This window comes from Pseudovibrio sp. W74, assembly GCF_001623085.1.
In the GTDB taxonomy this organism is placed as follows: Bacteria; Pseudomonadota; Alphaproteobacteria; order Rhizobiales; family Stappiaceae; genus Pseudovibrio.
This window is the reverse complement of record NZ_LMCJ01000001.1, coordinates 48,028-63,937: the sequence shown is the minus strand read 5'-3', so window position 1 is coordinate 63,937 and position 15,910 is coordinate 48,028. Positions and strand designations below refer to the sequence as shown.

The following is a 15,910-nucleotide window of genomic DNA, read 5'->3' as shown; positions in this document are numbered from 1 at the left end:
CTCTCTCGCGGTTTCTTGCTCTGGATTTTGTCGTGTAAGCGTCTTATAAGCTTTCATCAAATTTGCTCGACGTTTTGGCGACATGCGTGTCGGGGAGAGCGCTGTCCAAGCTATCAGCGGCTTGGTGAGCGCTCCTTTGAGCTATAAGTTTTATTTGCAAACACAAGCCGGGAAGACCTATGGCCGGACATTCAAAATTCAAAAATATCATGCACCGCAAGGGGCGTCAGGATGCTGTACGTTCCAAACTGTTCTCTCGCTTTTCCAAAGAGATTACCGTTGCTGCGAAGATGGGTGATCCTGACCCGGACAAAAACCCTCGCCTGCGCCTTGCTGTGCAGAACGCGAAGGCCCAGTCCATGCCGAAGGACAACATTGCCCGCGCGATTGCAAAGTCTCAGGCTGGTGAAGGTGCTGATTATACTGAGATTCGCTATGAGGGTTATGGCCCGGGTGGCACCGCGATTATTGTTGAAGTCCTGACTGACAACAAAAACCGCTCTGCTGCAAATGTGCGTTCCTACTTCACCAAATACGGTGGATCCATGGGAGAAACCGGTTCTGTTTCTTTCATGTTCGATCGTGTTGGCGAGCTTGTTTACAAGCCTGAAGCTGGTGATGCGGACACCGTCATGGAAGCTGGCATTGAAGCCGGTGCTGATGACGTTGAGAGCGATGAAGACGGCCACACCATTATCTGTGCCTTCGAGGATCTCTCCGACGTTTCCAAGGCGCTGGAAGAAGCGCTGTGCGAAGCTGAGTCTGTAAAGATCATCTGGAAGCCGCAGAATCTTGTAGAAGTGAACGAAGAGAAAGCTGGCACCATCATGAAGCTGATGGATGCGCTGGAAGATGATGATGACGTGCAGAACGTCTTCTCTAACTTCGATATCTCAGAGGAAATCATGGCAAAGCTCGGCTAAGCCTGTTTTCTGATTAAGTTTTAAAGGCGGTGCGTTTTGCGTGCCGCCTTTTTTGTTGTGTGCTTGTTTTGTGAGGGTGCCCCTGATTTCAATGGAGTTGGCTTCGTTCGGGCTCTGTGAAACCTTTTTGCGACCATGATCAGGGTTGAGGCAGGTTCGTGAGTGAGGAAAACGACAAGGTTCGCGTGATTGAGCATGCCATAGGCTCGGCGTGGCGGTTACATTTACTGGCTATTGCCTACGCGGCGCTGCTGGTTCTTGGTGCCGTACTGGAAACGCCTTCCGGTGTCTGGGAGGAGAGGGCACCGTTGGTGGCGCGGGTCTATGGCTTTTGTGTGCTCAGTGCACCGTATGTGCTGACAATAACTGGCTTGTTGACGGCGCTTTATCTGCGGCAGGCGGTGAACATTGCCCAGACAATGAAAGAGCGCTGTCTGATTGCGACAGCTGCTATTCTAACCATGCCGATCAATGGTTTTCATAAGGGAGAGTGGTGGGTATCCCTGTGTTCAGTCATTGTGACTGTGTTCCCACCTTTGCTCTACATCGGCCTTGCTTTGCTCGGGCAGCCCCTCTCCTTTATCGGATTGGGGCTTTGTGTCGGTGCGTATCTGTTCTGCCTTTATCAAAGGCAGATGCTGCTCATCGCTCAAAACAGCAACTTCCTTCAGGACAGAATTTCCGAGCTTGTCAGTATGGCGCAGATCGTTACCGGCTCAGGTAAGAACGAGGACGCCTCCTGATTGATTAATCATCGTCGATGATGGATTCCAAATGCTGTAGTGGCAATGCGCCGTTTGCTTTGAGTGTGCGGATTGCAAAGTTGGAGCGCACATCCTCGACCCCGTCCAGTGACATCAGGAAGTCAGAGAGGAAGACGTCGTAGGCTTCCAGCGTTGGGACAACGATCTCAGCAAGGATATCAGACTGACCTGAGACCAGATGACAAGACACGACCTCTGGCTGAGAGGTGACGCGCTCGATGATCGACATGATCTGCGCTTTGCTTTGTTTGCCTACGCGCATTTCAACAAAGACCGTCATGCCAAGACCAACAGTCTTGCGATTCACGGATGCCTGATAGCCGTTGATCACGCCGCTGTCCTCGAGGTTTTTGACGCGGCGCAGGCATGGAGATGGGGATAGGGCAACTTTACCTGCCAACTCTACGTTGGTTAGGCGACCGTCCTCCTGAAGATTCTTCAGGATTTCTAGGTCAATCTTGTCGAGCGATGATTTTGGCATAAATCTGGTTTTTTCGTCTGTTTATAGGGATATTATTGCGGAAACTAAGTTGTTTTTCTTTGTTTCGCAAGATGTGTCGGTTGTTCTTGGCTTCTTGTGGCCGTTATCAACGTGTGTGTATGGTCTTAGGTCATCTGAGAATTCCATCCAAAATTGGCATGCTTGTGATGGCGGCTCCCAAGATGAGTGAATAAGCGAGTGCGCGGTACGAGCGACCGCTTGATAGTGAGAAGCCTTTGGCTCCCAAATAGATGCTCAGGCCGTATGCCGGGCAGACCAGGAGTGAAAGGAGCAGCAGCTCCTGTGTGATCAGGCCATTCCACCAGAACGCTGCAAATGAGCCGAAACTGGTGAAGAAGAAGTAGGTGATCAAGTTGGCGCGAATAACGCTGACGGGCAAGGGGCCAGACATCCAGTAGGTGATGACCGGAGGGCCAGCCAGTTGTGTCATGCCGCCGAGCAGGCCGGAAACTGCGCCAACCCCAAAGGAGGTGCGCTTGTTGGGTGCCTTGGTGTAGCGCCAGCCCGAAATCAAAATGATTAGCAGGAGGAGTACCACACCGGACAGAACCCAGCGCAAAACGTAGGGATCGGCATTCGTGAGTACCCATGCTCCGATAGATACAGTGATCACTGCCCCACCTGCTGCGGGGAGAACCGTTCTCCAGTCGCAGATTTTGGTGGCTGAGACCACCATGGGAAGTGAGATTGTTGCATCGACCATGAGAAGGGAGGCAGCGGCCAGCTTTGGTTCCATAATGGCGGAGGCGATGGGCATGTAGATCATCGCGGCTCCGAAGCCGGCAAACCCACGGGTCAACCCGGCGAGCGCTATAGTTGCGCACACCATCAAGAAGGCCGGGGATTCGAGTCCTGCGACGTCTGGGAGCATATATGCCTCTGCTGAGAAGGTCGGTTTTAGGCTTCCTAGTTGTGCGGACTATAAGTTACGAAGGTGCCTTCCTCCAATCGGGACAATTGGAGGAATTGTCGAGAATTTCTCAATTACCCTCTGGAGAACATCGCAATTTGCCCTTTAGCCTTGTGAAACTGCGGGAAATTGAGTGAGGCAGGTATGGCTAGAGGTCGTGGAAGAATGGCAGGGAAACGACCGCAGCGAGGAAGATGATGCCTTTTGCAGCCCATTTGAAATACGTAGGTGGTGCGCTTTTGAAGGCTTTCGCACCAAACATAAGACAACCCAGATAGATTGGACCTGCGATGATCAGGACCGGGATGAGTTCTTTTGTGAAAAGGCCGTTGTAAGCGTAAGAGGCATATGCGGAGACGTCGGCTATCGCGATAAACACGATCATGTTGGCGCGGATTATGTTTTGTGGATGGGGGCCGGTGGCCCAAAGTGTGTAGATGGGGATGGATGGCATCTGGCTGAAGCCACCAAGCAGGCCGGAGAGTGCACCGACACCGAGATTTTGATTACGGCTGGGTTCCTCTGAATAAGTCCAGTTGGACATGAGGACGGCCAGCAGCGCGAGCACTACGATGGATATGCCCCAGTGCAGAATAAAGGGTGGTGCGTTGGCGAGGATCCATGCGCCGAAAGAGACGGCAAGGATCGCTCCAATGGCGGCAGGCACGACGCTTTTCCATCGGCACAGCTTGGTTGCCGGGAAAATGAGTGGCAGCGCGACTATGGTGTCGAGGATGAGTAGGGCAGCTGCTGCGAGTTTTGGGCCAATGACCAGTGCAGCGAGGGGGATCCAGACCATACCTGAACCAAACCCGGCAAATCCACGCATCAAACCTGCCAAAAGGATGGCTCCAGCCACCAGACACAACTGCAAGGCGGAGTGTGCAGACAATGCTTCAATCATACCGGGTCCTTACCTGCAGGATTTGCAGGAACGCGTGGATTACTCCTGAATTTTAACGGATTAAGCGATTGGTTGAGGTTACCGGCTAGCGTCTTCGGAGATTTTTCGTTACCGGTTTGTTCTATGGATCATTCAATTCGAATCATGGGTGTTGACCCTGGCCTCAGGAACACTGGTTGGGGCATTATTGATGCCAGAGGTAATCGCGTCAGCTTCATTGGAAGCGGCACGATACAATCCAACAGCAAGTACTCCCTCGCAGAACGGCTCAAGCAGTTGTACACTGGCTTGCAAGAAGTGATTGAACGCTATGATCCTTCCGAGGCTGCGGTTGAGAATACGTTTGTGAACAAGGATGCCGGAGCTACGCTTAAGCTGGGGCAAGCGAGGGGGATCGCTCTGCTTGTGCCATCTCTGCACAATCTCGTGGTTTCAGAATATGCTCCGAACCTGGTGAAAAAGACCGTGGTGGGAACCGGGCATGCGGAAAAAGAGCAAATCCGTATGATGGTGAAGGTGTTGATGCCGAAGGCGACGTTTAATTCGGACGACGCGGCGGATGCACTGGCGATTGCGATCTGCCATAGTCATCACCGGGGTAGTGTAACGGGCCGTCTGGCCGCAGCGGAGGCGCGTTTGAAATGATCGGGAAACTCAAGGGTGTCGTCGACAGTTACGGCGATGATTTTGTACTGCTGGATGTGCAGGGTGTTTGTTATCAGGTGCATTGCCCTTCTCGCGTGTTGCAACAATTGCCGCGTGTCGGCGAAGCTGCTGTGCTGGCCATTGAGACCATGGTCCGTGAGGATATGATCAAGCTCTTCGGTTTTTCCGAGGACAATGAGCGTGAATGGTTCCGCATTCTCATGACCGTTCAGGGTGTTGGTGCAAAGGTTGCGCTGGGCATTTTAGGCATCATGCGGGCGACTGAAGTGGCGAACGCGATTGCGCTGGGCGATAAGACTGCGATCACACGGGCGCCGGGTGTTGGCAAGCGCGTTGCTGAGCGTATCGTGACAGAGCTGAAAGACAAAGCGCCTGCCTTTGCCTCTGTTGAAGATGACACCATTGCTGTTTCCCAAAGCGTTGCGGAAAATGTGGCGTCCCGGCCTGTGGCAGATGCTGTCTCGGCTCTTTCCAATCTCGGTTATCAGCCTGCTCAGGCTTCAGCCGCTGTGGCGGCTGCTGTAAAAACAGCAGGTGAAGATGCGAGCGCTGAAAAACTTATTCGCCTCGGCCTTAAGGAACTTGCGTAATGAATGAGGGTGAGGATCGCCTTGTTACTCCTGAAATTCGGGGCGACGAGATTGACAGCGGAACGCGTCCGCAAACGCTGGATGACTTTACCGGGCAGGCGCAGGCTCGTGAAAACCTGAAGGTTTTCATTGGAGCGGCGAAAGCACGGAGTGAAGCGCTGGATCATGTGTTGTTTGTCGGGCCTCCGGGCCTTGGTAAGACAACGCTGGCGCAGATTATGGCGCGTGAGCTTGGTGTGAACTTCCGGGCAACTTCCGGCCCCGTGATTGCAAAAGCGGGTGATCTGGCTGCGCTGCTGACCAATCTGGAAGATCGGGATGTTTTGTTCATTGATGAGATCCACCGTCTCAACCCTGCGGTTGAAGAGGTGTTGTATCCGGCAATGGAGGATTACCAGCTCGACCTCATCATTGGTGAAGGGCCAGCTGCGCGATCTGTGAAGATTGACCTTGCCAAGTTTACTTTGGTGGCCGCAACGACCCGTATTGGCTTGCTGACGACACCGTTGCGTGACCGCTTTGGCATTCCTGTTCGGCTTGAGTTTTATACTCCGGAAGAGCTGGAGCTGATTGTGAAGCGCGGTGCGCGACTCCTGGGAATCGGTATGAGTGATGCGGGTGCACGAGAGATTGCCAAGCGCTCCCGCGGGACACCGCGTATTGCAGGACGTTTGTTACGCCGTGTGCGGGACTTTGCGATTGTTGCCGGGGACGCTGAGATTGATAGTGGGCTTGCTGACCGGGCTTTGCGGCAGCTGGAAGTGGACAGCGCTGGCTTTGACAGCCTCGATCGGCGCTATTTGAAGCAGATTGCACTGAACTTTGGTGGTGGCCCTGTTGGGATTGAGACGATTGCAGCTGCTCTTTCTGAGCCGCGGGATGCGATTGAAGAGATTGTTGAGCCGTATCTTATCCAGAATGGCTATCTACAACGGACACCGCGTGGCCGAATTTTGACGCCAATCGCTTTCAAGCACCTTGGTTTGGCGGTGCCGGACAACCCGAATGCACCTCAGATGGCTCTTTTTCAACACGATGAAGACTGACCTGCAGATATGAACACTAAAAAAACTGAGGCAAATTGGCCCGATCTGACGGGGCGAATTGACGGTAACGAACATATTTTGCCTGTGCGTGTGTATTACGAGGACACCGACTTTTCCGGCGTCGTCTATCACGCGGCTTATCTGAAGTTCATGGAGCGTGGCCGCACTGAGCTGCTGCGTCTGCGCGGTGTGCATCATCATGAACTGGATTCAGGCATGCATGGGGAGCGTCTGGCGTTTGCTGTTCGCCATATGGACATTGATTTTCTCAAGCCTGCACGAATCGATGATGTGCTTGAAGTTCATACGGATATCAGTGAAGTGAAGGGTGTTCGGATGTTTATAAGCCAGAGAGTTATGCGTGGTGACGAAGTTTTGATCAAGGCGTGTGTGACTGCTGTGGCCATTTCTGCGGACGGGAAACCACGCAGATTGCCCAAGGATCTAGTCGCCCAAATGAACGGCGAATAAGCGCGATAATCATCGCGAAAAATCACCAATATTCATTCAAAGTAAACGGGACTGGAAACCTTTTAATCCTTCAGTAACCTTAAACAGGTCTTTTCATTTATGCCTTCAATGCTGGCTGTAGTCGAAGTTTCGCCAAATTCGACAGGCAGGAAGGCTGCTAAATGTTTAATAGACTGGTTGTGTCCATGGCAGGGGTTCTACCGTGGACAGGTCTTTGGGTTATCAGGGCAAGAGGTCCTTATTACATGAACTCTAAGGTGATGAAACTCGTTGTGGCCATGAGCACAGCGGCGGCTTTGTTGACGCCATTGGCTGCAACGGCTCAGGACGTGCAATCTGTTGAGCTGAGTGCAGCTCCGGGTTCGGGCTTGTCCTACATTTCGTTGTTTCTGGAAGCAGACATCGTCGTCAAGATTGTAATGATCGGTCTGATCGCTGCTTCTGTCTGGAGCTGGGCGATTATCTTTGACAAGATTGTTCTGTATGGTCGCTCTCGTCGCCAGATGAACCGTTTTGAGAATGTGTTCTGGTCCGGCCAATCTCTCGAAGAGCTTTACAAGTCTTTATCCTCCCGCGCGAATAACGGCATGTCCGCATTGTTTGTGGCTGCGATGCGTGAGTGGAAGCGCTCTCATGAAGGGGATAAGCCTGCGATTGCCAGCCTGCAGCAGCGTATCGACCGCGTGATGGATTTGACCATCTCCCGTGAAGTTGAGAGGCTTGAAAAGCGTCTGTTGTTCCTTGCAACGATTGGCAGTGCGGCTCCATTTGTTGGTCTGTTTGGTACGGTTTGGGGCATCATGAATGCATTTACCTCCATTGCAGCTTCCAAAAACACAAACCTTGCCGTTGTGGCTCCAGGTATCGCCGAGGCGCTGTTTGCGACCGGTCTGGGCCTGATTGCAGCTATTCCGGCGGTTATTGCTTACAACAAACTGCAGAGTGATTCCGGCAAGCTTGCCGCGCGTATGGAAGGCTTTGCAGATGAGTTTTCCGCTATTTTGTCCCGCCGCATTGATGAGCGAGGATAACCCATGGGTATGAGCACTGGAGCAGCTGGTGGTGGTGGTCGTGCAGGTGGCAGACGTGGTCGCCGCAGGCATTCTCACGCACCGATGAGCGAGATCAACGTAACGCCGATGGTGGACGTGATGCTGGTACTGCTGATCATCTTTATGGTGGCAGCTCCCTTGCTGACTGTCGGCGTGCCGATTGACCTGCCTGAAACTCGCGCAAAAGCGATGGAAGGTGACACTGAGCCGATAGCGATTTCGGTGAAGTCTGATGGGGGCGTGTTCATTCAGGATACCGAAATCCCTATTGATGAGTTGATCGCGAAACTCGGTGCGATTGCCGAGAATGGTTACAACGAGCGTATCTACGTGCGTGGTGATCAGGATGCCGATTATGGAATCATCATGAAAGTTATGGGTCGCATCAATGCTGCTGGATACAAGCGCATCGGGCTCGTCACTCTAGAGGAGCAGGGTTAACCGGGAATGCGTGCAGGCCTTATCGCATCGCTAGTTGTTCACGTGGTCGTGCTTGTTGCCGGAGCGGTTTCGCTTAACTTCGGTAAAGAGCTGACCACTGCCCCGGTGGATTCACTGCCCGTGGATCTTGTGCCTGTGAGCGAGCTGACAAAGCTGCAGCTAGGCACAAAAGAAGTGAAGGAAATCAAAGAGGCTGCGTTGCAGCCGACCAAGAAGCCTGCAGAAAAGCCAGAGCCGGAGAAAAAGACCGGTGAAGCTAAGAAAGAGGTGAAGAAGGTTCAGGAAGCGAAAAAGGAAGTGCAGCAGGCTGAAACACCGCCGCCGCCACCAGAACCAGCTGAGCCAGAACCAGCCCCAAAGGAAGTGCCAAAAGAGAAGGCTCCTGCGGAGACTGCAGAACTTGGTCCTGAAATAGAAAAAACAGAAAAGCCGAAGCAGGTCGTTAAAGTCCGTCCACGTTCTAAGCCAAAGCCTCCAGCGCGCCCTAAAGCGCTGAAGAAGGAAGAGCCGAAGAAGAAGGAAGACTTTAACTCGAAGATGGCGGCTTTGCTGAACAAAACGAATGCGAAGTCGAGCGGGACTGCAAAGTCCGCAAAACCGGCTTCTCTTGGATCCGAATTGGGTCAGACCAACGTGAAGATGAGCCAGTCTGAACTGGATGCGCTTCGCGGACAGGTTGCCCGGTGCTGGAACCCACCTGTGGGTGCCGCTGGTGCTGAAGATCTTAACGTTCGCCTAGAGTTTAACTTGAGCCGTACCGGTGAAGTTGAAGGGCAGATAAAGGTTCTGAATTCCAGCAGTAACCCGACATTCAGAGCTGCTGCAAGCAGTGCAGAACGTGCGGTCTATCGCTGCGGTCCGTATTCTCTGCCAGCAGCTAAATATGATGCATGGAAAACCGTCATCTTGAATTTTGATCCTCGCGATATGCTTGGATACTAGGTATTGAGATTGAAAGGAGCTTAGGTCTATGTCCTTTGTGATGGGGCTTAACCCAATGCGTACAACAGGAATTAAGCAGCTGTGGCGTCATGCGTGTCGTCTTGTGGCTGCTGCTGTTGCTGTTGCTGCGATCTCTCAACCTGCATATGCCCTGATTGAACTCGATATTACTCAGGGCAACGTTGAACCTATGCCGATTGCAATTTCTCCCTTTGCAGGTTCCGGCTTGCAGGAAGATGTGGCAGGGCAGATTTCTCAAGTTGTTGCAGCGGATTTGCAGCGCTCGGGCTTGTTCCGTCCGATTGATCCGACAGCGCATATTCAGCAGGGAATGAATGTAGGCACCATGCCGCGCTTTGGCGATTGGAGAACCATTGGTTCTCAGGCTTTGGTGACTGGTTCTATCGCGCAGCAGGCAAACGGACAGATCCGGGCAGAATTTCGTTTGTGGGATGTGTTTGCCGGTCAGCAGTTGATTGGCCAGCAGTTCTTCACCACACCGGAAAACTGGCGCCGTCTGGCACACATCATTTCCGATGCGGTTTACCAGCGTTTGACTGGTGAGAAAGGCTACTTCGATACCCGTGTGGTCTTTATTGACGAAAGCGGTCCGAAGGATGCGCGCCGTAAGCGTCTTGCGATCATGGATCAGGATGGGGCTAATGTGCGCTACTTGACCCGTGGTGATGATCTTGTGCTGACACCTCGGTTCTCTCCTGTCTCACAGGAAGTGACCTACATGTCTTATGTGGGCGGTAATCCGCAGGTTTACCTGTTCAACATTGAAACTGGACAGCGTGAGGTTCTTGGTAACTTCCCGGGTATGACGTTTGCGCCGCGCTTCTCGCCTGATGGTCAAAAGGTCATCATGAGCTTGCAGCAGGGCAGCAACGCCAACCTTTATCTCATGGATTTGCGTACTCGCCGGACAACGCGTCTGACCAACACAGCTGCCATTGACACCAGTCCTTCCTTCTCACCAGATGGAAGTCAGGTGGTGTTTGAAAGTGACCGTGGCGGTTCTCAGCAGCTTTATGTGATGAATTCTAATGGAAATGGAGCAACGCGCATTTCCTTTGGTCCAGGGCAGTATTCAACGCCTGTGTGGTCGCCGCGCGGTGATTTGATTGCCTTTACCAAGGTGCATCAGGGGCGCTTCATGATTGGTGTTATTCGTCCGGATGGCAAGGGAGAGCGTATTCTCACCGAGGGCTATCACAACGAGGGACCTGCCTGGTCTCCGAATGGACGTGTGTTGACTTTCTTCCGGGATACCGTGGGCGAGCAGGGCGGTCCTCAGGTCTGGACGGTTGACCTGACCGGCTATAATGAACAGCTGGTTCAAACGCCAAACTTTGCTTCAGATCCAGCGTGGTCTCCGTTGCTCGACTAATCAAAAAGCTGAGCCCCTAATTTCTTGCGGGAATTTGGGGGCATTAGCACTTCATTAACCAATAAATTCAAGTTACCCTTAACCAAGTTGGTCTAGGGCTTTTTTAACCCTCGGGGTTTGAGGGACAGGAGATTCTATAAATGTCAAAGACGCTGTTCGCGCGCGGAGCGCGTTTCGCCGCTGTGGTGGCTGTGTGTCTCGTCGCAGCAGCTTGTTCGCAGACACGCCCTGAACTAACCAGTGGCAATAGTTCTGTTGCAGCTGGCTCTGGACAGGACTTCGTTGTGAATGTTGGGGATCGTGTATTCTTCCTCAATAACCAGAGCTCCATTGATGGTTCTGCTCGCGCAGTGCTGGACAAGCAGGCTCAGTGGCTGCAGCACTATAAAAATTACTCAATTACTATTGAAGGTCACGCTGATGAGCGCGGCACCCGCCAGTACAACATTGCACTGGGTGCGCGACGTGCAGCTGCAGTTCGGGAATACCTTGTTGCAAAAGGCATTAGCCCAACCCGCATCAAGACTCTTTCCTACGGTAAAGAACGTCCGGTTGCGGTTTGTAATGCGGCTTCCTGCTGGAGTCAGAACCGTCGTGCTGTGACAGTTCTGAACGGTCAGTAATTGAGTTTGACTCGCTGAAATATGGAAAAGGCTTCTCTAAATTGGGGGAGCCTTTTTTGTTGAAACTCCTGCAAACTTGTAGGAGAACGGAAATTGGTCGGGGAGAAGCCGCAAATAGGAGAGAAACACTGAGTGTGTGCCCTATTTTCGTCTTTTCCTCTTGCCAAGAGATGAGAAATTCCGACCCGGCCCCTGTAGGGTGTCTCAGGAGATAATTGATGGCTCTTTACCGACGTATTGCAACAAGCTTTGTTGTTCTTGCGCTTGTAACCTCTACAAGTTTACCAGCATCTGCGCAGCTTTTCGGTTCATCTAAAAATGATGAAACCGCACAGAACACTGCTCGCCTTGGTCAACTTGAAGAGCAGGTTCGCTTGCTGACAGGCAAGGTTGAAGAGCTCAATCACAAACTACGCCTGACTGAAGATGCGCTGCGGCGCTCTCAGGAGGACGTTGAGTACCGCCTGCAGCAGTTGGAAAATCCGGGTCAGACACCTCGCGTTGTCCAGCCTCCTGTTGTTCAGCAGCCGAGCACGACGGCTCCGACAAATCGGTCTCAGCAACTTTCTACGTTGAATACGCCTGCACAGGGTACGAACAGCGGTCCGTTGGATCTTTCTCAGATTGCACGCGGCAACAACGCTGCGCCTACCGGTTCCACGCCTGCACCAAGTTCTGGCTCTCTTCAGTTTTCTGGCAGCGTGAATGAACTGCTGAGCGGTGACCCTCAGTCGGACTACAATGCTGTTTATGGTCTGATGGTAGGTGGTAACTACCCTGCCGCGACCGAGGGTTTTGATACTTTTCTTGGCATGTATCCTGATCATGAGCTGACTGCGAATGCGCAGCACTGGCTTGGCGAAAGCCTGCTGGCTCAGCGTCAGTATGAGAACGCTGCACAAGCTTTTCTAAAAAGCTATACTGATTTTCCTGAGAGTGAACTGGCTCCTGAAAGCTTGCTGAAATTGGGGACTGCCCTTACAGGTATGGGGAATGCGCCCGCTGCTTGTGAGACTTATGAGCAGCTTCTCGCCAATTTCCAGTTTGCAGCCCCTGCTGTGCTGGAGCAGGCCAAGGTTCAACAAAAACGTGACAACTGCCTCTAATCAAGTTGCTCTCTTTTCTTCCGACGAGCTGAATGAGCTTTTCGGAGAGTATAAGTCTTTCCGCCGGATCGCCGTTGGTGTGTCCGGCGGTGCTGATTCTATGGCCCTGCTTTATCTTTTGAAGCAGTGGGCGCAGGAACTGGGGCTTTCTGCTCCTGAACTTTATGCTTTCACAGTCGATCATGGTTTGCGTGCTGAGGCTGCCAGCGAAGCTGCAGGCGTTGCGCAGTATTGCCGGCGCATTGACGTGCCACATGAGACCTTACATTGGATTGGTGAGAAACCGTCTTCAAACATTCAATCGGAAGCCCGGGATGCGCGCCATGCTCTTTTGCGACAGGCTGCTGAGGACCACGGATGTGAGGGACTTTTTCTAGGCCATCATCTGGAAGATCAGGCAGAAACGTTTTTGACGCGTCTGGCGCGGGGCAGTGGGGTTTATGGTCTTGCGTGTATTCGTAAGGACCGCGAGTTGGATGGATTTCAGATTTGCCGTCCACTGCTCGAAATCAGCAAGGTTCGGCTCAAATCGCTTTTGCATTCTGCCCAGGTGCCATGGTTTGAAGATCCTTCTAATGAAGATGAGCAGTTTACGCGTGTAAAATTTCGACAAGCGCAGCAAGAGCTCGACGAACTTGGGTTGACTGCGGCGAAGCTTTCCGACACGGCGCGACGCATGGCCCGTGCTGCTGATGCGATTGATGTTTGGGTGGATGAAGTTGCTGAGAAATCCTGCACGTTTCATAGTGCCGGACCCGTCCGTTTCGACAGTTCGTGTCTGGAGTACATTCCCGATGAAATTGGCTTGAGGCTGGTTGGGCGGCTCGTCCGCTACATTTCCGGTGCTCCTTATATGCCGCGCCTTGCCAAGCTTGAGGGACTTTATGAGACTCTGAAAGCAGAAGATGGGAGCAGGGCAGCTACCCTAGGTGGGGTCAGGTTTGCGCTGGCGAAACCGCATGACGAATCTACCTGGTTTTGCTTTCGAGAGGCCGGTAGGGCTGGCTTGCCTGAGATTGAAGTTAAGCCGGGAGATGAGGGAATATGGGATGATCGCTGGCGTTATAAAGCGGCGTATTCTGCAGAAAGCTTCAAAATCACTTATGTTCAGAAAGAGCTTTGTGGAGATTTTGAGCTAGAAATTCCTGCTAACTGGCTGAAAACAGCATTTCTGACAGCTCCGCTTATTGTTTTTGCTGGTGGGGTATCCTACATGCCTTGGAAGAAGATTGGTCGAACAACAGCTGATGCTGATGTAAGATCGAGGACCTACGGGATTTCGATGGTCCCAGTGAGCAGAACATTTTGAATAAATCTTGGTTTTGCTGGCGTTCTGTTAAATCTATGCATTTATGCTTTAGAGGAATGCAACTTGAACGTCTGGGCTGGTAAAGTCGGAATTAACGGAGCATCAATCCTGAATTTTCAGGGGTAACCGGCAAAATTCCGTTGGCCTTAAGAAAACTGAGAAAGAATCTGTGTCATTCTCAGGAAAACGTAGAAAGCCCATTAGGGCTCGCTATGATCTTGACAGAGACACGTGCGAGGATCGCCGCCACCTTGCGGTAAAGGGATCGAAATGAACACCAATTTCCGGAATTTTGCCCTCTGGGTGATTATCGGTCTGTTGCTGATAGCGCTGTTCCAGCTCTTTCAGAATCCGACCTCACGAAGCAATACAAATGAAATCGCTTATTCTCAGTTTATCAATCAAGCTGAGCAGGGTGATGTGCGTGAGGTCACGATTCAACAACAACAGATTACCGGCAAATACAGCAATGGCGGTACTTTCCAGACCTATGCGCCTAGTGATGCCAAATATGTTGATGTGCTGCAAACCAAAGGCGTTTTGATTAACGCAAAGCCACCTTCCGAGAGCTTCTCTCTCTTTGGAGCCTTGATTTCATGGCTACCGATGCTGTTGATCCTTGGTATCTGGATCTTTGTGATGCGTCAGATGCAAGGTGGTGGTGGCAAAGCTATGGGCTTTGGTAAGTCTAAAGCGAAACTGCTGACCGAATCGTCTGGCCGTGTGACGTTTGAAGACGTCGCAGGCATTGATGAAGCGAAGGAAGATCTTCAGGAGATTGTTGAGTTCCTGCGTGACCCGCAGAAATTCCAGCGTCTTGGTGGTCGTATTCCTCGCGGTGTGCTGCTCGTTGGCCCTCCTGGTACTGGTAAAACCTTGACCGCTCGTGCAGTGGCAGGTGAAGCAAACGTGCCGTTCTTCACCATTTCCGGTTCTGACTTCGTTGAAATGTTTGTTGGTGTTGGTGCTTCTCGTGTTCGTGACATGTTCGAACAGGCGAAGAAGAACTCCCCATGCATCATCTTCATCGATGAGATCGATGCTGTTGGCCGTCACCGTGGTGCAGGCCTTGGCGGTGGTAACGATGAACGCGAACAGACCCTCAACCAGCTCCTTGTTGAGATGGATGGTTTTGAAGCGAATGAAGGTGTGATCATCATCGCAGCGACTAACCGTCCTGACGTGCTTGATCCTGCGCTTCTGCGTCCAGGTCGTTTTGACCGTCAGATTGTTGTGCCAAATCCAGATGTCACTGGCCGTGAAAAGATCCTCAAAGTTCACATGCGTAAAGTGCCATTGGCTCCAGATGTAAACGTGCATACACTTGCTCGCGGTACGCCTGGTTTCTCTGGTGCTGACTTGATGAACCTTGTGAACGAGGCTGCGCTTCTTGCAGCGCGCCGCTCCAAGCGTCTGGTCACCATGGCCGAGTTTGAAGATGCTAAAGACAAGGTGATGATGGGTGCGGAACGCCGTACGCTTGTCATGACCGAAGAAGAGAAGAAGCTGACGGCTTATCACGAAGCTGGTCACGCACTGGTTGCGATGCATATGCCTGCGTCTGATCCAGTACACAAAGCAACGATTATTCCGCGTGGTCGTGCACTGGGTATGGTGATGCGGTTGCCTGAGAAAGATCAGGTTTCTCTGACCCGTGCGAAGTGTAAAGCTGACCTTGCTGTTGCTATGGGTGGCCGTGTGGCTGAAGAAATGATTTTCGGTTATGAGAAAGTTACTTCTGGCGCTTCCGGCGATATCCAGATGGCAACCAAGCTTGCAAAGGCTATGGCGACGCAGTTTGGTATGTCCGATAAGCTCGGCCCGTTGCTTTACGGCGAAAACCAGGAAGAAGTCTTCCTTGGTCACTCTGTTGCGAAGAGTCAGAATGTTTCTGATGAAACCCAGAAAATGGTTGATGCAGAAATAAAAAGCTTCGTCAATCAGGGCTATGAGACCGCGAATAAGGTTCTGAAAGAGCATGAAGATCAGTTGCATCTGATCGCTCAGGGCTTGTTGGAGTATGAAACGCTCTCCGGTGATGAAATCCGCAAGATGCTTGATGGTGAGCAGCCTGTGCGTGATACCGGTGATGATAGTCCATCTACTCCGCGCTCTACTGGCGTGCCCACCGCAGGCGGAAAGAAGCACGGCGGTGAAGCTTCTGATGGGCTTAACCCACAGCCTCAGAGCTAACAGCCAGTCTTCTTGATGGCGCTTTAAAGAATAAAATGCCCGGCTGTTCAGTCGGGCATTTGCTATCGGGCTCAA

At 52.1% G+C, this 15,910-nt stretch carries 17 protein-coding genes; 14 read left to right on the top strand and 3 right to left on the bottom strand.

Annotated elements, in window-relative coordinates:
* Positions 1 to 179: 179 nt before the first annotated feature.
* Both PsW74_RS00295 and PsW74_RS00290 read left to right on the top strand, forming a co-directional pair.
* Positions 180 to 923 (top strand): YebC/PmpR family DNA-binding transcriptional regulator, encoded by a 744-nt coding sequence (locus PsW74_RS00295; RefSeq protein WP_057461987.1) that lies wholly within the window; start codon positions 180 to 182, stop codon positions 921 to 923.
* 158 nt (positions 924 to 1,081) lie between these two features.
* A complete protein-coding gene (locus PsW74_RS00290) occupies positions 1,082 to 1,666 on the top strand; it encodes a hypothetical protein (protein ID WP_063290223.1) in 585 nt (194 codons plus the stop codon).
* Between the two features lie 4 nt (positions 1,667 to 1,670).
* On the opposite strand, the gene PsW74_RS00285 is transcribed toward PsW74_RS00290, so the two are convergent.
* From PsW74_RS00285 to PsW74_RS00275, 3 genes are all read right to left on the bottom strand, one after another.
* Entirely contained in the window at positions 1,671 to 2,168 is a 498-nt protein-coding gene (locus PsW74_RS00285) for an Lrp/AsnC family transcriptional regulator (protein ID WP_057461985.1), read from the bottom strand.
* Between the two features lie 130 nt (positions 2,169 to 2,298).
* Positions 2,299 to 3,060 (bottom strand): sulfite exporter TauE/SafE family protein, encoded by a 762-nt coding sequence (locus tag PsW74_RS00280; RefSeq protein ID WP_208987758.1) that lies wholly within the window; start codon positions 3,058 to 3,060, stop codon positions 2,299 to 2,301.
* Between the two features lie 187 nt (positions 3,061 to 3,247).
* On the bottom strand, positions 3,248 to 4,003 hold the full coding sequence (locus PsW74_RS00275; protein ID WP_063290222.1) for a sulfite exporter TauE/SafE family protein: 756 nt from the start codon (positions 4,001 to 4,003) through the stop codon (positions 3,248 to 3,250).
* 123 nt (positions 4,004 to 4,126) lie between these two features.
* On the opposite strand from PsW74_RS00275, the gene ruvC reads away from it, so the two are divergent.
* The 12 genes from ruvC to ftsH all read left to right on the top strand — a co-directional run bounded on the left by ruvC (position 4,127) and on the right by ftsH (position 15,835).
* A complete protein-coding gene (ruvC, locus tag PsW74_RS00270) occupies positions 4,127 to 4,648 on the top strand; it encodes a crossover junction endodeoxyribonuclease RuvC (RefSeq protein WP_082596616.1) in 522 nt (173 codons plus the stop codon).
* Entirely contained in the window at positions 4,645 to 5,259 is a 615-nt protein-coding gene (gene ruvA, locus PsW74_RS00265; protein WP_057461983.1) for a Holliday junction branch migration protein RuvA, read from the top strand. Before ruvC ends, ruvA begins: the two co-directional genes overlap by 4 nt.
* On the top strand, positions 5,259 to 6,305 hold the full coding sequence (gene ruvB / locus PsW74_RS00260) for a Holliday junction branch migration DNA helicase RuvB (protein WP_063290221.1): 1,047 nt from the start codon (positions 5,259 to 5,261) through the stop codon (positions 6,303 to 6,305). The genes ruvA and ruvB overlap by 1 nt, the downstream gene beginning before the upstream one ends.
* 9 nt (positions 6,306 to 6,314) lie before the next feature.
* On the top strand, positions 6,315 to 6,776 hold the full coding sequence (gene ybgC / locus PsW74_RS00255) for a tol-pal system-associated acyl-CoA thioesterase (protein WP_063290220.1): 462 nt from the start codon (positions 6,315 to 6,317) through the stop codon (positions 6,774 to 6,776).
* A gap of 245 nt (positions 6,777 to 7,021) precedes the next feature.
* Positions 7,022 to 7,807 carry a protein TolQ gene (tolQ, locus tag PsW74_RS00250; protein ID WP_063290219.1) on the top strand — a complete coding sequence of 262 codons (786 nt, stop codon included), beginning with the start codon at positions 7,022 to 7,024 and terminating at the stop codon, positions 7,805 to 7,807.
* A 3-nt stretch (positions 7,808 to 7,810) separates the two neighbouring features.
* Positions 7,811 to 8,269: a protein TolR gene (gene tolR, locus PsW74_RS00245; RefSeq protein ID WP_057461980.1), complete on the top strand. Its 459-nt coding sequence runs from the start codon at positions 7,811 to 7,813 to the stop codon at positions 8,267 to 8,269.
* 6 nt (positions 8,270 to 8,275) lie between these two features.
* On the top strand, positions 8,276 to 9,211 hold the full coding sequence (locus PsW74_RS00240) for a hypothetical protein (protein WP_063290218.1): 936 nt from the start codon (positions 8,276 to 8,278) through the stop codon (positions 9,209 to 9,211).
* A 28-nt stretch (positions 9,212 to 9,239) separates the two neighbouring features.
* Positions 9,240 to 10,604 carry a Tol-Pal system beta propeller repeat protein TolB gene (gene tolB / locus PsW74_RS00235; protein ID WP_063290217.1) on the top strand — a complete coding sequence of 455 codons (1,365 nt, stop codon included), beginning with the start codon at positions 9,240 to 9,242 and terminating at the stop codon, positions 10,602 to 10,604.
* Between the two features lie 140 nt (positions 10,605 to 10,744).
* Positions 10,745 to 11,227: a peptidoglycan-associated lipoprotein Pal gene (gene pal, locus PsW74_RS00230; protein ID WP_063290216.1), complete on the top strand. Its 483-nt coding sequence runs from the start codon at positions 10,745 to 10,747 to the stop codon at positions 11,225 to 11,227.
* 218 nt (positions 11,228 to 11,445) lie between these two features.
* A complete protein-coding gene (ybgF, locus tag PsW74_RS00225; protein ID WP_063290215.1) occupies positions 11,446 to 12,333 on the top strand; it encodes a tol-pal system protein YbgF in 888 nt (295 codons plus the stop codon).
* Positions 12,317 to 13,642, top strand: a complete 1,326-nt coding sequence (gene tilS / locus PsW74_RS00220; RefSeq protein ID WP_063290214.1) for a tRNA lysidine(34) synthetase TilS — start codon at positions 12,317 to 12,319, stop codon at positions 13,640 to 13,642. Before ybgF ends, tilS begins: the two co-directional genes overlap by 17 nt.
* Positions 13,643 to 13,912: 270 nt before the next feature.
* On the top strand, positions 13,913 to 15,835 hold the full coding sequence (ftsH, locus tag PsW74_RS00215) for an ATP-dependent zinc metalloprotease FtsH (protein WP_063290213.1): 1,923 nt from the start codon (positions 13,913 to 13,915) through the stop codon (positions 15,833 to 15,835).
* Positions 15,836 to 15,910: the final 75 nt, after the last annotated feature.

What these genes read in the sequence shown, in the direction of transcription:
- tolB (WP_063290217.1), top strand. Translation starts at nt 9,240, where the DNA reads ATGTCCTTTGTGATGGGGCTTAACCCAATGCGTACAACAGGAATTAAG.
- PsW74_RS00285 (WP_057461985.1), bottom strand. Translation starts at nt 2,168, where the DNA reads ATGCCAAAATCATCGCTCGACAAGATTGACCTAGAAATCCTGAAGAAT.
- tolQ (WP_063290219.1), top strand. Translation starts at nt 7,022, where the DNA reads ATGAACTCTAAGGTGATGAAACTCGTTGTGGCCATGAGCACAGCGGCG.
- ruvC (WP_082596616.1), top strand. Translation starts at nt 4,127, where the DNA reads ATGGATCATTCAATTCGAATCATGGGTGTTGACCCTGGCCTCAGGAAC.
- ftsH (WP_063290213.1), top strand. Translation starts at nt 13,913, where the DNA reads ATGAACACCAATTTCCGGAATTTTGCCCTCTGGGTGATTATCGGTCTG.
- ybgC (WP_063290220.1), top strand. Translation starts at nt 6,315, where the DNA reads ATGAACACTAAAAAAACTGAGGCAAATTGGCCCGATCTGACGGGGCGA.
- tolR (WP_057461980.1), top strand. Translation starts at nt 7,811, where the DNA reads ATGGGTATGAGCACTGGAGCAGCTGGTGGTGGTGGTCGTGCAGGTGGC.
- PsW74_RS00280 (WP_208987758.1), bottom strand. Translation starts at nt 3,060, where the DNA reads ATGCTCCCAGACGTCGCAGGACTCGAATCCCCGGCCTTCTTGATGGTG.
- ybgF (WP_063290215.1), top strand. Translation starts at nt 11,446, where the DNA reads ATGGCTCTTTACCGACGTATTGCAACAAGCTTTGTTGTTCTTGCGCTT.
- PsW74_RS00295 (WP_057461987.1), top strand. Translation starts at nt 180, where the DNA reads ATGGCCGGACATTCAAAATTCAAAAATATCATGCACCGCAAGGGGCGT.
- pal (WP_063290216.1), top strand. Translation starts at nt 10,745, where the DNA reads ATGTCAAAGACGCTGTTCGCGCGCGGAGCGCGTTTCGCCGCTGTGGTG.
- ruvB (WP_063290221.1), top strand. Translation starts at nt 5,259, where the DNA reads ATGAATGAGGGTGAGGATCGCCTTGTTACTCCTGAAATTCGGGGCGAC.
- PsW74_RS00275 (WP_063290222.1), bottom strand. Translation starts at nt 4,003, where the DNA reads ATGATTGAAGCATTGTCTGCACACTCCGCCTTGCAGTTGTGTCTGGTG.
- ruvA (WP_057461983.1), top strand. Translation starts at nt 4,645, where the DNA reads ATGATCGGGAAACTCAAGGGTGTCGTCGACAGTTACGGCGATGATTTT.
- PsW74_RS00240 (WP_063290218.1), top strand. Translation starts at nt 8,276, where the DNA reads ATGCGTGCAGGCCTTATCGCATCGCTAGTTGTTCACGTGGTCGTGCTT.